Origin of the sequence: Sorangium sp. So ce185, assembly GCF_051526825.1 — a bacterium.
Lineage (GTDB): Bacteria > Myxococcota_A > Polyangia > Polyangiales > Polyangiaceae > Sorangium > Sorangium cellulosum_D.
Genome location: NZ_CP150316.1, coordinates 4,753,726 through 4,766,792, shown reverse-complemented (window position 1 = coordinate 4,766,792; position 13,067 = coordinate 4,753,726). Strand labels below are relative to the sequence as shown.

9 protein-coding genes are annotated in these 13,067 nt (G+C 73.6%); 8 read left to right on the top strand and 1 reads right to left on the bottom strand.

What is annotated here, in order from left to right:
• Positions 1 to 42 precede the first annotated feature (42 nt).
• From WMF26_RS17600 to WMF26_RS17575, 6 genes are all read left to right on the top strand, one after another.
• The gene (locus WMF26_RS17600) at positions 43 to 909 is read left to right on the top strand and encodes a hypothetical protein (protein ID WP_438001263.1); all 867 of its coding nucleotides are present in this window, start codon (positions 43 to 45) and stop codon (positions 907 to 909) included.
• A 230-nt stretch (positions 910 to 1,139) separates the two neighbouring features.
• The gene (locus tag WMF26_RS17595; RefSeq protein WP_061622379.1) at positions 1,140 to 1,835 is read left to right on the top strand and encodes a HEAT repeat domain-containing protein; all 696 of its coding nucleotides are present in this window, start codon (positions 1,140 to 1,142) and stop codon (positions 1,833 to 1,835) included.
• Between the two features lie 287 nt (positions 1,836 to 2,122).
• The gene (locus tag WMF26_RS17590; RefSeq protein WP_438001262.1) at positions 2,123 to 3,736 is read left to right on the top strand and encodes a hypothetical protein; all 1,614 of its coding nucleotides are present in this window, start codon (positions 2,123 to 2,125) and stop codon (positions 3,734 to 3,736) included.
• Between the two features lie 11 nt (positions 3,737 to 3,747).
• The gene (locus WMF26_RS17585) at positions 3,748 to 5,205 is read left to right on the top strand and encodes a cytochrome c3 family protein (protein WP_438001261.1); all 1,458 of its coding nucleotides are present in this window, start codon (positions 3,748 to 3,750) and stop codon (positions 5,203 to 5,205) included.
• Between the two features lie 108 nt (positions 5,206 to 5,313).
• The gene (locus tag WMF26_RS17580; protein ID WP_020735484.1) at positions 5,314 to 5,568 is read left to right on the top strand and encodes a hypothetical protein; all 255 of its coding nucleotides are present in this window, start codon (positions 5,314 to 5,316) and stop codon (positions 5,566 to 5,568) included.
• A gap of 44 nt (positions 5,569 to 5,612) precedes the next feature.
• Positions 5,613 to 6,797, top strand: a complete 1,185-nt coding sequence (locus WMF26_RS17575) for a hypothetical protein (protein ID WP_437338162.1) — start codon at positions 5,613 to 5,615, stop codon at positions 6,795 to 6,797.
• Between the two features lie 15 nt (positions 6,798 to 6,812).
• Here WMF26_RS17575 and WMF26_RS17570 read toward each other — a convergent pair whose 3' ends face one another.
• Positions 6,813 to 7,709: a GGDEF domain-containing protein gene (locus WMF26_RS17570; protein WP_020735482.1), complete on the bottom strand. Its 897-nt coding sequence runs from the start codon at positions 7,707 to 7,709 to the stop codon at positions 6,813 to 6,815.
• Between the two features lie 77 nt (positions 7,710 to 7,786).
• Here WMF26_RS17570 and WMF26_RS17565 point away from each other — a divergent pair, with 77 nt between their 5' ends.
• Entirely contained in the window at positions 7,787 to 8,548 is a 762-nt protein-coding gene (locus WMF26_RS17565; protein ID WP_438001260.1) for a DUF3105 domain-containing protein, read from the top strand.
• 41 nt (positions 8,549 to 8,589) lie between these two features.
• Positions 8,590 to 13,065, top strand: coding sequence for a sigma 54-interacting transcriptional regulator (locus WMF26_RS17560; RefSeq protein WP_438001259.1), 4,476 nt, complete (start codon positions 8,590 to 8,592; stop codon positions 13,063 to 13,065).
• Positions 13,066 to 13,067 lie beyond the last annotated feature (2 nt).

Sequence of the window (13,067 nt, the reverse complement as noted above, 5' to 3'; positions counted from 1 at the left end):
AGCGCGAGACATGGGATGATTCAGCCAAAGACGGGGACAGGCATGATGCGTCGATTCGTCCAAAGCCTCTGCACCGTGGTGGCAGGGCTGACCGGCTGTGCACTTCTGATGACGGCTGCGCCCGCGGAGGCGCAGGAGATCCAGCTGACGGGCCCCCTGGCCGGTGCGCCCGCCGTGCGGAAGCTGCGGCTCCACCGCGACGGACGGCTTGAGGTCGCTCCAGGCGCGTCGTTCACGCTGCTGGACGAGTACCGGCGGACGATCATGCCGGGGCTGCGCCTCACCTACCACCTCACCGACTGGTTCGGCATCGGTGCCTGGGGCGGCTACGGGTTCCAGTACAATACCGGGCTGACGGACGAGCTCCAGCGCGTCGCGATCGACAGCCGCGGCTGCGCCGAGCGGCCGTTCACGAAGGCGTGCCAGCTGACCAGGGTCAACCTGACGCGGGGTGACCTCACCGAGGACCAGCTCGCGCAGATCCAGTGGGTCGCGGCGCCGCAGATCACGGTCGTGCCGTTCCGCGGCAAGCTGGCGCTGTTCGCCGAGCTCTTCGTGGACACCGACGTGAACTTCTTCGCCGGCGTCGCGGCGATCGGGGTCAAGGAGCGCAAGCAGTGCACCACCAACTGCGCCGAGACCTTCGGCCTCGAGAGCCGCATGGCCATCGCGCCGACGTTCGGCCTCGGCTTGAATTTCTACCCGTCGGACTTCCTCGGCTTCGGCGCGGAGTGGCGCGCCCTGCCCTTCGAGTGGAATACTTCGGGCTTCGACAACCACGGGCTAGGTACGGATGAGGCGTTCCCCGACACCCATGTGGACGACAAGGACCGCGAATTCCACTTCACCAGCATGGTCACCGTGAGCTTGAGCATCCAATTCCCCACCGCCATCAAGACGACGGAGTAGACGGCTTCGCCGGCTCGGTCACCGAGCCGCTCCGCCCGGGGCGACCCGGGCGGGGAGCGTCCAGTGCCGGGAGCAGCAGGCTCGGCCCTCGGCAGTGGAGCCCGGCGGCGATCGTCGGGCAGCTCGGACCGCGGCGGCGGGACAGCCACCAGAGGTCAGCGTTGGGTATTTTCGATTTTCTCCGCAAAAGCAATCCTCCGGCCGGGGGTGCCCCCTCCGATAACAAGAAGGTGGCCGGTCCGGCCAAGGTCTGCGCGGACAAGCGCGCTCAGACCTACGACCGCCTCGACGCCATCCAGACGCTCGCGGCGATGAAGAACGCCGACGCAGCGGCGGCGCTCCTCAGGCGCTTCACGTTCTCGATCGACCCCTCGATCACGGATCAGGAAGAGAAAGATCTGGCGTTCCGGGGCATCGTCGACGCGGGCAAGGACGCGGTGCCGGCCGTGGTCGAGTTCTGCGTCAAGGCCGAGACCCTCACCTGGCCGCTCAAGGTCCTGAGGGCGCTGCTCGAGGACGACGACTACCGCGCCGAGCTCGTCCGGCTGCTCGATCGGTGCGACACGGAGTACGCGCGCAACATCGAGCCGAAGCAGCAGCTCATCATCGCCCTCGGCGAGATCAAGGGCGACGACGTGCGGGTCGCGGTGGAGCGGTTCCTCGACGACGTGAACGAGACGGTCCGGTTTCACGCCGTGCAGACCATCTTCGCTCAGGGCGACGAGGCGAGCGTGCCAGCGCTCGTGAAGATGCTCGCGACCGAGGAGTCGGTGCGGGTGAAGAACAAGGTGGCCGAGGGGCTGATGACCCGCGGCTGGACGGTGCCCGCGGAGCTGCGGAGCGGCGCGAACCAGGCGCTCCAGGACTCGAACGGCTTCAGCGTCGGCGCGGACGGCAAGCTCCGGAAGGGCGCTGGATACGGTTGAAGGGCGCGCCTTCGCGACAAAGCTGTTCGCCCTGCGATCGGGTTGACAGCGTTGCCGCGCGTGGACGAAACTCCGCGCCATGCTTGTTCAGCCCTCGGCGGCAGCTGAGCGCGGAGGCCGCGTAGCGCGGCCCGCAGCATCGGAAAGCGAGCGCAGAGTCCGTGATTGAGCACCGCTCGTCGATGGCGGAGCTCCCGTCACGACGTCGTGAGCCATGCCCCCGCTCCGGCGAGGCGCGTCGAGGAGCGCGCGAGCGGCGAGCGCGGCGCGCCTCGGCGCTGCACGCGATGGCCGCGGCCAGCCTGCTGCCCTTCGCGCTCGCCCCGCGCGCCGCCGCAGCAGCCGACTTCGAGGTCCAGTCGACCACCGGCGTCCAGGCCTACGAGGTCGCGAGCCCCTGGGGAGCCACGAACATCGAGCGACGGCGTCTTTTGCAGACGCTGGGGCTCGCCGTCTACAACATCCAGGGCGACTCGGTGCCGGGCGAGGCCGACTACTCGGCGACCGTGCGGCTCCGGCTCGACGCGGACTTCGGGGTGAACGGCCACCTCGAGGGAGCGCAGCAGGGCGGCGAGACGAACTACAGCGTCGCCGGCGGCTCGCGTTACATCCCGGGGCTGCGCGAGGCGCCGCTCGATCTGATGTACGCGTACTTCGAAGGGCGGAACGTCGCCAGCGGGTGGCTCGGCTTCCGGGTCGGCCGCCAGTACGTGAGCGACGTGCTCGGATGGTGGTCGTTCGACGGCGCGCTCCTCCGGGTCACGACGCCCTACTACGTCCAGATCGAGGCGTACGGCGGCCTCGAGCAGCGCGGCGGCCTGCCGCTCTCGACGTCGCGCTTCGAGGCGCAGGGCATGTGGCGCGGCAGCCACCGGGGCTTCGGCGACGACCGGACGCTGCCCGGGAGCGCGGCCGACTACCCGGCGTTCCAGGAGGCGCAGATCGCCCCGGCGTTCGGCGTCGCGCTGGAGAGCGCCGGTCCGAGCTTCCTCCACGGCCGGCTGACCTACCGGCGCGTCTACAACGTGGGGACCGCGATCACCCAGCAGTTCCCCGACGCGAACGGGGACGTCCAGACGACCGACGGGTCGCGCATCTCGCAAGAGCGGCTCGGGTACGCGGCCAACGTCAACGTGCCAAACCTCGGCGGGCTCAAGGGCGGGGTGACGTACGACCTCTACAACGAGCGCGTCGGCTCGTTCTACGGCGGCCTCGAGGTGTACGCGGGCAGCCGCGTCACGCTGGGCGCGGACGTCGACTACTTCGTTCCGACGTTCGACGCCGACTCGATCTGGAACTGGTTCACCCACGCGCCCATCACTACGATCACCGGGCGGGCCGCGGTCGACATCACCCGCGAGGTCGATCTCGCGGCCTGGGGCGGCACGCGGCTCTGGATGGCCGAAGGGAACCCGGAGGAGTTCGGCGCCGGCCAGTGCGAGGTCGCGCGGCTCGGGCCGGATTGCGTCGGGACGACGGCGCTCGACCCGAGCGACGGCGACCTGGAGGATTACGCGCGCGACGAGGAGAACCGCGCCACGACGATGACGACCGACGTGCTCGCGAACCTCGCGGGCCGCTACCGCACGCGGACGTCGTCGGTCGAGCTCCGCGGCATGCTGCAGACCGGGGAGCGCGGGCGCCGGACAGGCGCCGATCTGTCGGGCGAGAAGCGGCTGCACGGGCAGCGTTACGCGCTCGGGGCGCGGGTGTCGCTGTACAACTGGGCGGATCCGCTCCGGCCGGACCGGGACGCGACGTCGTTCGGGTATGTCCTTGGGGCCGGGTACCGGCCGGGCGAGTTCGCAGACTTCAAGCTCGAGTGGGAGCACGACATGAACCGGCTGGTGGGCCAGCGCTTCCGCGTCGTCGGCCTCGTGAGCCTTCGGGTGGCGCCGTGAGCGAGGAACGCATGGACGCAACACAGGACGGCCCGCGCGGCGCGCGGCGGGACTACCCGAGGCTCGTGCCGGGGTGGGTCGCGATCGTCGCGTGCCTGGGCGCGCTGGCGCTCGCGATCGTCGGCCCCGAGGCGGCCGCCCAGCCGAAGCCGCCGGCGACCGCGGAAGACGACAGCGCCGACGCGGCCGAGGAGGCGGAAGGCGACGCCGAGGAGGGCGCCGCGGGGGAGAAGGCCGCGCATCCGCCGCCGGGCGGGTACAAGTCCGGCCTCCACCCGATGCCCGACGACGCGGAGGTGCCGCTCGCCTGGATGCCGCCCGGGACGAGCGCGACGCCGGTCCCGAGCGACGAGATCTACCCGCCGCAGACGCTGACGATCCGCTTCAACCACAAGAAGCACGTCAAGGGGCTCAAGCAGACGTGCAAGTCGTGCCACGCGGCGGCCTACACGAGCGGCGCGGTCACGGACCGGCTGCTGCCGAGCCCGGCGCAGACCTGCGACAACTGCCACGACGTCGATCACTCCGACCTCACCCAGGTGAAGGCGGGGACGAACGAGAACGGACAGTGCGTCTACTGCCACATCGGCGAAGACGCGGGCAGCGGCGGAAAGGTGGCGCCGCTCGTGCTGCCGCACGCGAATCTCCGGTTCCCGCACCAGAAGCACGTGAGCCGGAACATCAAGTGCAGCCAGTGCCACGGCCGGGTCGATCGCCTCGAGCTCGCCACCCGCGAGCAGCTGCCGCGCATGGCGGGCTGCTTCTCGTGTCACAACATGAGCGGCGCGGCCCAGGGCGACGCGAAGAGCGACTGCGACGTGTGCCACCTGACGCGCCCCGACGGGCGGCTCGTGACCGCGTTCGCCACGGGCGATCTGCTGCCGCCGCGGTGGCTGCACAACGCGGGGCACACCCCCGACTGGCTCGAGCGGCACAAGCAGGTCGCCGCGAACGACAGCGCCTTCTGCGGGACGTGCCACAGCGAGAACTACTGCACCGACTGCCATGACGGGAAGATCCGTCCGCGCAACGTCCACCCGAACGACTTCCTCTCGATGCACGCGCAGGCGGCCCGGCAGGACAATCCGCGCTGCGTGAGCTGCCATCAAGAGCAGACGTTCTGTGCGGACTGCCACCGCCGGACGGGCGTGGCGCGCGAGGCGCCGAGCGCCGCTCGGCCCGCAGGGCGCCGCTTCCACCCCCCGCCGGCCGAGTGGACCACCGCGCCGCGCAGCGCGAAGCACCACGCCTGGGAAGCAGAGCGAAACCTGAATGCGTGCGTTTCCTGCCACACCGAGCGGGACTGCGCGACCTGCCACGCGACCCGGGGGATCTCGGGCGGGCAAGGGGTGAACCCGCATCCGATCGGGTTCGACGAGAGCAATTGCAAGGCCGCGTTCTCCCGAAACCCGCGCCCGTGCCTGGTGTGCCATCAGTCGAGCGACAGGTCCCTGCGGGGTTGCCAGTGAAAAGTCAAAATCGGTCAGTATATTCCTTGCCCTGGCCTTCCGGCGACGGGTATAGCGAAGTGCGCGCGGCTTCCCTAACGATCGCCGCGAACGCCAAGGAGAACGGGCGTGAAGGAGCTGATCAAGTACCTGATCGACAACCTCTATCTCGATTTCCAGGGGGAAATCACGCTGGAGACAGTGCGGGGCTTCCTCCGCGAGGACGACGGACGGGAGGCACGGCAACTTTTGTCGAAGCTCATCGAGGAGAAAGGGGTCGACGACATGCTGATCACGCTGGCCGACTGTCTCAAGGAACACATCCAGAGCGGGGTGAACGAGAAGGTCGTCCGCGAGCAGCTCTCGCTCTACGCCGAAAGCTGAGCAGGCTGGCCCGAGCGGCGCGCATCGCTCCCCTCCCCCTCTGCTTGCACGCAGCCCTCGCGACGGTTGGCTGCGACGTCGGGGAAGCCTCGTACCAGACGATCGACGCTCCCCCTGTCCACCTGATCGAGGCGCGGGCCACGACCGGCCTCGACCAGAACTACCAGCCCGTCCGCACCCCGCTCGCTCCGGACGGCAGCACCTTGGTGCTGTCGACCGCGAGCTTCGTGCTGAAGTTCGATCGCTTCCTGCTGCCCGGCTCGGTGAGCGGCGCTGTGGGGCCCGAGTCGCTGTGCGTCTCGGGCGATCTCGCCAAGCAGGTCCTGACGTACGCGGACTGCGTCAACCCGATCCCGCTGGCGCCGACATACAACCCGGTCCAGCGGGAGGTCATCTTCCGCCAGATCGAAGGCATGCCCGGGCTCGTCCCGGGGACGCGGTACGTGCTCTGGGTCCTCGGGCCGGTGGACGACGCGGCGCCGTCGGGCATCCGCGCGTTCGACGGCGCGCCCCTGGCCGAGAGCCAGCGCGTCGAGTTCACCGTCGCGGCGACCAACCCGCCCCAGGCGATGCCGGAGCGCCAGCCGAGGGGCGACTTCTACTGCCAGCAGGACCTGGAGTGCATCGGGCGCACGCCAGAGTGCCAGGGCGAGCCTCCGGCCGATCCGACGTGCTTCCCCTGCGTGAAGGGCGCCGCGAAGCTCCTCAACGCCTGCGCGGGGTGCCACAGCGACGCGAACGCCGCCGCAGGGCTGAACCTGAGCGTGGCGGCGCTCGATCCGGCCGTGCAGCAGTTCAGGTACAACCGGCTCGAGCCGCTCTACGACACCGCGATCGGGCACGCCGCGCACCAGACCCAGATGGGCGAGCGCGCGCACGTGGGGGAGAAGACGCCGGAGCGCTTCGGCAGGGCCATGCCGCTCATCGACCCGGGAAACCCTGGGAACAGCTACCTCCTCTACAAGATCATCGTCGGGCAGAGCGCGGTCGACCCCTCCCTGCCCGCCGACCAGGCAGAGCGGCTCCGCGAGGAGATCGAGCGGCTGCGCGCCGCGTTCGTCATGGGGCTGCCCATGCCGCCGCCGGCCTTCCCCGCCTCGTTCTGGTTCCATCCCCAGATGTCGCCCGACCAGGAGGTCACGATGTACGTGGACGGGATGGATATCCTGTCCGCGTGGATCCTCGACGGCGCCGTGCCGCGCGACTGCTCCGTTCCGCTCCCGCCCTGACGCGGCCGCGCGCCGTCACATCACGCGGTTCCGCCCGCCCTTCTTCGCGTGGTAGAGCCGCTCGTCGGCGCGGCGGTAGAGCTCCATGGGCGAGACCGGCGCGTCCGGCGTGATGCCGGCGACGCCGAAGCTCGCGGTGACGGCGATCTCGCCGTCCTCGAAGCGGAACGGCGTGCGCTCCACGAGCGCGCGCAGCTTCTCGGCGACGTGGCGCGCGCTCTCGACGGGGATCTCCGGGACGAGCAGCGCGAACTCCTCGCCGCCGACGCGCGCGAGGACGTCGTCGCGGCGGACGTTCGCGGCGGCCAGCGCGGCCATCTGGCGGAGCACGGCGTCGCCCGTGAGGTGCCCCCGCGTGTCGTTGATGCTCTTGAAGTGATCGATGTCGAACATGATGAGCGCGAGGTGGCGATGGTAGCGGCAAGCCCGCGACACCTCGCGCTCGAGCGCGACCTCGAAAGAGCGCTTGTTGTGGACCTGCGTCAGCCCGTCGAAGGTCATCAGGCGGTAGATCTCTTCGTGGTACGAGAGCTCGACGTTCCCCCCCTGGATGAACTTGAAGATCGTCCGCCCGATCTTGACCTGATCGCCGTCCTTGAGGGCGCGCTCGTCGATCGAGACGTCGTTCACGTAGGTGCCGTTGGTCGAGCCGAGATCGCGGACGACGTAGCCCATCCCGTTCCAGGAGATGCGCGCGTGCCGGCGGCTCACCGCCTCGTCGTCGAGGGGGATGTCGGTCTGGATCGCGCGCCCGCACTCGATGGAGCCCGTGCCGAGGGCGATGCGGCGCCCGAGCTCCGTGCCGTAGATCACGACCAGGCACGCGGTGCCGGGCTCCACCGGAAGCGCCGGCGGGGCGATGGACGTGCAGGTGACGAGCGTCTGTCGATGATCGTTCTCTTGCTTCGCCACGCTAGAGGACCCAAGTACACCAGAGCCGGCGTTCCGGAGCAACGCACGTCGCGCGTCGGACATGGTAGGCTTCGGCGATGAAACGCTGCGGTTTCGCGCAGATGTGGGTCGCCGCCGCGGCGACCGCCGCGCTCTCCTCTGCCCTGACCGGGTGTGGTCAGAGCGCGCCCCCGGTCGACGAGATCGACGAGAGCGACGCTTCGCCGCAGGGGCCCGAGACCATCACGCTCTCCCCGGGCGCCCCGCCGCTCCCGGGCGAGGCCGAGTGCAAGGTCGTCGTCCAGACGGGGATCCGCGTGGCCACCGCGCAGCACGTGCCGGAGTGCACGCCCGTCCAGTACGACACCAACCCGCCGAGCGGGGGAGATCACTGGGCCATCTGGGCCGAGTTCAAGAGCTACAAGGCGGAGGTCCCGCGGGAGATCTACGTGCACAACCTCGAGCACGGCGCGGTCGTCCTCGCCTACCGGTGCCCGTCGTCCGGCTGCGCCGAGGTGGAGACGATGCTCGAGGAGGTGCGGACCGAGGCCGCTTCGGATCCGAAGTGCCTCACGCTTCCCGGAGGGCCCGAGGCGCGCCTCGTGATGACGCCCGACAGCGCGCTCGACACCCCCATCGCCGCCGCGGCCTGGGGAGCCACCTACACCGCGACGTGCCTCGACAAGCCGTCGCTCGCGCGCTTCGTGGCGGAACACTACGGCAAGGGCCCGGAAGACACGTGCAGCAACGCGGCCGCCGTCGACGTCGATCAGCCAGCGGGGGGCGCGCCGAGCTGCGGTGACGCGCCGCCCGACGCAGGCGCGGGCGACGCGGCCGACGGCGGCCCGCCGGAGCCGTAACCAGGTTGACAGGTGCCTCGCCGCCCAGGAGCATTCCCGGGATGAGCGAGCCGTCGACCGTGGCACCTCGGTTGGCAGAGCGCTTCCGGCTGCTGGGCGTCGCGGGGTCGGGCGGGTCGGCCGAGGTCTGGAGGGCGGTCGACCAAGAGCGCGGTGGCGTGGTGGCGCTCAAGATCGAGCGGCAGGGCCTCGGCGCGCCCGCGGAGGAGCGCGCCGCCGCGCGGCGGGCGCTCGCCCGCGAGGCGCTGCACGCGGCGCTCGCGCTCTCGCCGCGGCTGCCGGAGCTCGTCGACGTCGGCTGGCTCTCGGCGCGCGCCGGGGTCGCGCGCGTCGAGGCCGCCCCGGGCGTCGATGGGCGCGCGTTCGCAGCGATGCGGTGGTTCGAGGGGCGATCCGTCGCGGAGGCCGTGCGCGGCCTTCCCCAGGGCGAGCGCGCGGCGCTCGCGCTCGCCGTCGCGCGCGACGCGGGCGAGGCGCTCGGCGATCTGCACGGCATCGGCCTCGCCCACGGGGATCTCAAGCCGGAGAACCTGATCCTGACGCCGGAGGGGCGGATCGGGATGATCGACCTGGGGCTCGCCTGCTCGATCCACGAGACCTCCGTGGACGGGGCGACGCTCAGGTATCTCGCGCGCCACGACGCGGAGCTCGGCGACGCGCGGGCGAGGGATCTGCTCGCGCTGGGGACGCTGCTCGCCGAGATCGCGCTCCCCGGCGTGGCCGCCGCGGGCGATCCCATCGAGGCGGCGCGCGCCGCGGTGGCGGCGCCGAGCGCGGCCGGACCCGCGCTCGACGCGATCTGCAGGGCGCTCCTGTCGCCTTCACCCGGGGCGCGGCCGTCCTCGGCGTGGGTGACCGAGTCGGCCCGCGCCGCGCTCGCCGGCGCGCAGCCGACGCGCGCGCCGCTCGCCGGGACGCCGGCGCCGCACGCGGGCCGCGATCCCGGGGGGCCCGGCGACGAGCGCGATCGGCAGGACCGCGACGCGCGCCGCGTGCGCGCCGCCTACCTGCGCCTGCGGCGGCACGAGCTCGAGGCGGCGCTCGGGGTGCGCGACGACGTGGCCTCCTGGCTCGCGGACGCGTTCGCGGTGGTCCAGCGGGCGCGCGCGCTCTCTAGCGCGGACGTCCGCGCGGGCGACGCCGCGGCCCGCGCGGGCGCGCCGCAGGGCGAGGGGCCGTGGCTGGGCCGGCTCGGCCCGGACCGCGTCGCGCGGTGGCTCACCGCGCTCGTGGGGACGAGCGCCGCGGCGTGGCCGATGGCGACGCTCGCGGCGGCGCCGGAGCGCGCGCTCGCGGAGGCGCTCGTCGCCCTGGCGCGGCAGGTCCCGCCGCGCGCCTGGACGTTCGCGGACGTCGAGGCGGCCGTGCTGGGGCGCGGCGCGCGGCGGCCGGCCGCCGCGGCGGCGCGCGATCGCGGCGGCGCCGGCGAGGGCGCCGCGGCGCGGGCCACCTCCGCGGCGGAGGCGGCGGAGCTGGCGCTCGCGATCGCGCGGGTGCCGCCGGATCCGCTCGCGCTCGAGGCGATCGAGCAGCGCGACGACGCGCCCGCCGGCCTGGTCGTCGCCGCGGCAAACGCGCTCCGACTCCGCGGCGATCTCGGGCGCGCGCGGAGCCTGATGCTGCGCGCGTCCGTGCGGAGCGCGCCGGAGTCCGCGGCGCTCGCGGCGGAGGTCCTGCGGCGCGCCGGGGATCGCGCGCTCGCCGAGGAGCGCGCCCGCGCCGCCATCGAGACCGGCGCGGACCCGGACGGGCGCGCGGCCGCGGTGCTCGCGCGCATCGCGATCGACGCGGGGGCGCTTGGCGCGGCCGAGGCGCTCGCCGGGGAGGCGGCCACCGCGCCGCTCTGCGAGGCGCGCGCGCTGATCGCGGCGCTGCGCGGCGACGCCGCGCGGGCGCTGTCCGAGGTGGCGCGCGGCGAGGCGCTCGCGAGCTCGGTCGAGGAGCTCGCGCGGATGGCCGCCGTGCGCGGGTACGCGCTGCACGCGAGCGATCCGGAGCGGGCGCACGCGTCGTTCAGCGCCGCGGTCGACTACGCCGTGCGCGCCGGGGCCGTCGTCGAGGAGGCGACCTACCGGACCGGGGAGGCGGCGGCCGCGGTGGATCTCGGCGACCTCGAGGGCGCGATCGCGACCTCGACCCGCGCGGCGCTGCTCTGGGAGCACCTCGGCCGGCCCGCTCAGGCGGCGCGCGCGCTGCTCGCGTGCGCGGCCGCCTACGCCACCGCGGGCCTCGCGCACGAGACCCGCCGGACGGCCGAGGACGCCATCGCGCGGGCCCGCGACGCGGGCGACGCGAAGGCGGAGGCCTACGCGCTCTGGGCGATCGCGGACGTGGCCGCCGCGCGCGGCGGCGACGGCGTCGCGGGCGCGGAGGCCTGCGCGCTCCCCGACGCGCCCGCGGCGGCGGAGCGCGCGGCGGCGCTCCTCGCCGGAGGCTCCGCGGACGACGCGCTCCGGGCGGCCGCGCGGCTCCTGCGCCACGGCGCGGGCGAGATCGACGCCGCCCGCGTCGAGGAGCTCGACGAGCTCGCGAGCGGCCCGGATCTCGCCGCGGCGTCGCGGCTCGACTGGTGGGGGGCGCGCGCCGCACGCGCGCTCGCCGCGGACGACGCCGTCGGCGGCGCCCCCGCCGAGGCCCCTCCGCAGGGCGGCGCGGCGCGCCCGGCGGCGGACGGCGGGCGCAGCGACCGCGTCCTCGCCGCGCTCGCCGCGCTCGCGGGCGCGCGGGCGCCGATCGCGTCGCGCGGCCCGGCGCTCGCGGCGGCGCACGCGCTCGCGGTCAAGGCCGGGCAAACGGACGTCGCGCACCGGGTGCGCGCGGCGCTCGCCGAGGCCGCGCGCGAGCTCTGCAGGCGCACCGCCGACGCGGGCGAGGCGGCGGGCGCGCCGGGCGCGCCGGCGCTCGCCGGCGCGGTGCGGTCGCTGCCGTGGGTGGCCCGGGCGCGGGCGCTGCCGGAGGCCGGCCTCGGGCCCGAGCAGGCGCGCGATCTGGAGGCGCTCGTCGGCGCGCTCGGCGAGCGCGAGCGCCTCGCGCCGCTGCTCGACCGGGTCGTCGACGCGCTCGTGCTCTGGACGGGGGTCGAGCGGGGGCTCCTGCTCCTGCGCGCCCCGAACGGGCGCCTCGTCCCGCGGGCGGCGCGCAACCTGGCGCGCTCGCGCCTCGGCGCCGAGCAGCTCGCGCTGTCGGAGACGCTCGCGCGCCGCGCCCTGGAGGCGCGCGAGCCGGTGGTCGCCGTCGACGCCGCGGGGGAGCTGCCGAGCGTGCACCGCAGCGTGCACGCGCTGAAGCTCCGGAGCGTGCTGGCCGTGCCGCTCATCGCGCGCGGCGAGGCGCTCGGCGTCGTCTACCTCGACGATCGCGTGCGCCGCGGCGCGTTCGGGGCGCAGGAGCTCCGGTGGGCGCGCACCATCGCGTCGGTCGCGGCGCTGGCGATCGCCGACGCGCGCGCGCAGGTGGAGCTGCGCCGCGCCGTGCGCCGCGCCGAGCGCGCCTCGTCTCGGCTCGCCGGGGAGCTCGCGCGGCGCGAGGCGGAGCTCGACGCGGCGGCGCTCGAGCTCGCCAGGGCGCGCGGCGGCCGGGACACGCGCTACCGGTACGACGCCATCATCGGCGAGAGCGAGGCCGTGCGCGCGATGCTGCGCCTCGTGGATCGCGTGACCGCGTCCGAGGTGCCGGTGCTCATCCACGGCGAGTCCGGCAGCGGCAAGGAGCTCGTGGCGCGGGCCATCCACCACAACGGCCCGCGCGCGGCGCACCCGTTCGTGGGCGAGAACTGCGGCGCGATCCCGGAGGGGCTGCTCGAGTCGGCGCTCTTCGGGCACGTGCGCGGCGCGTTCACCGGCGCGGATCGGCCGCGGGCCGGGCTCTTCGAGGTGGCGGATCGAGGCACGCTGTTCCTCGACGAGATCGGCGAGATGAGCCTCGCCATGCAGACGAAGCTGCTGCGCGTCCTCGAGGACGGCCTCGTGCGGCCGCTCGGCTCGGACCGGGCGCGCAAGGTCGACGTGCGCGTCATCGCCGCGACGCACCGCGATCTGGACGCGCTGGTGCGCGCCCGCGCCTTCCGCGAGGATCTGTTTTACCGGCTGAACATCATCACGATCCGGGTGCCGCCGCTGCGCGAGCGCGCGACCGACGTGCCGCTCATCGTCCAGCACCTCGTCGCGAAGCACGGCCGCGGCCCGGTCCGGGTCACGCGCGGGGCGATGGAGCGGCTCTCGGCCTACGGGTGGCCCGGCAACGTGCGCCAGCTGGAGAACGAGATCCGGCGGGCGATCGTGCTCTGCGACGGGACCATCGATCGAGAGCACCTGTCGCCCGAGATCGCGCACGGCGGCGGCGCGGCGCCGCGCGAGCTCGGCCTCAACGTCCGGGCGAGGATCGACGCGCTGGAGACGGAGCTCGTGCGCGACGCGCTGGAGCGCACGCGCGGGAACCAGACGCAGGCCGCCAAGCTGCTCGGGCTGTCGAGGTTCGGCCTGCAGAAGATGATCAAGCGGCTCGCCATCGAGGCGTGAGG

Excerpts from the sequence above, each read along its gene's own strand:
- WMF26_RS17590 (WP_438001262.1), top strand. The coding sequence starts at position 2,123 with ATGGCCGCGGCCAGCCTGCTGCCCTTCGCGCTCGCCCCGCGCGCCGCC.
- WMF26_RS17560 (WP_438001259.1), top strand. The coding sequence starts at position 8,590 with ATGAGCGAGCCGTCGACCGTGGCACCTCGGTTGGCAGAGCGCTTCCGG.
- WMF26_RS17585 (WP_438001261.1), top strand. The coding sequence starts at position 3,748 with ATGGACGCAACACAGGACGGCCCGCGCGGCGCGCGGCGGGACTACCCG.
- WMF26_RS17600 (WP_438001263.1), top strand. The coding sequence starts at position 43 with ATGATGCGTCGATTCGTCCAAAGCCTCTGCACCGTGGTGGCAGGGCTG.
- WMF26_RS17565 (WP_438001260.1), top strand. The coding sequence starts at position 7,787 with ATGAAACGCTGCGGTTTCGCGCAGATGTGGGTCGCCGCCGCGGCGACC.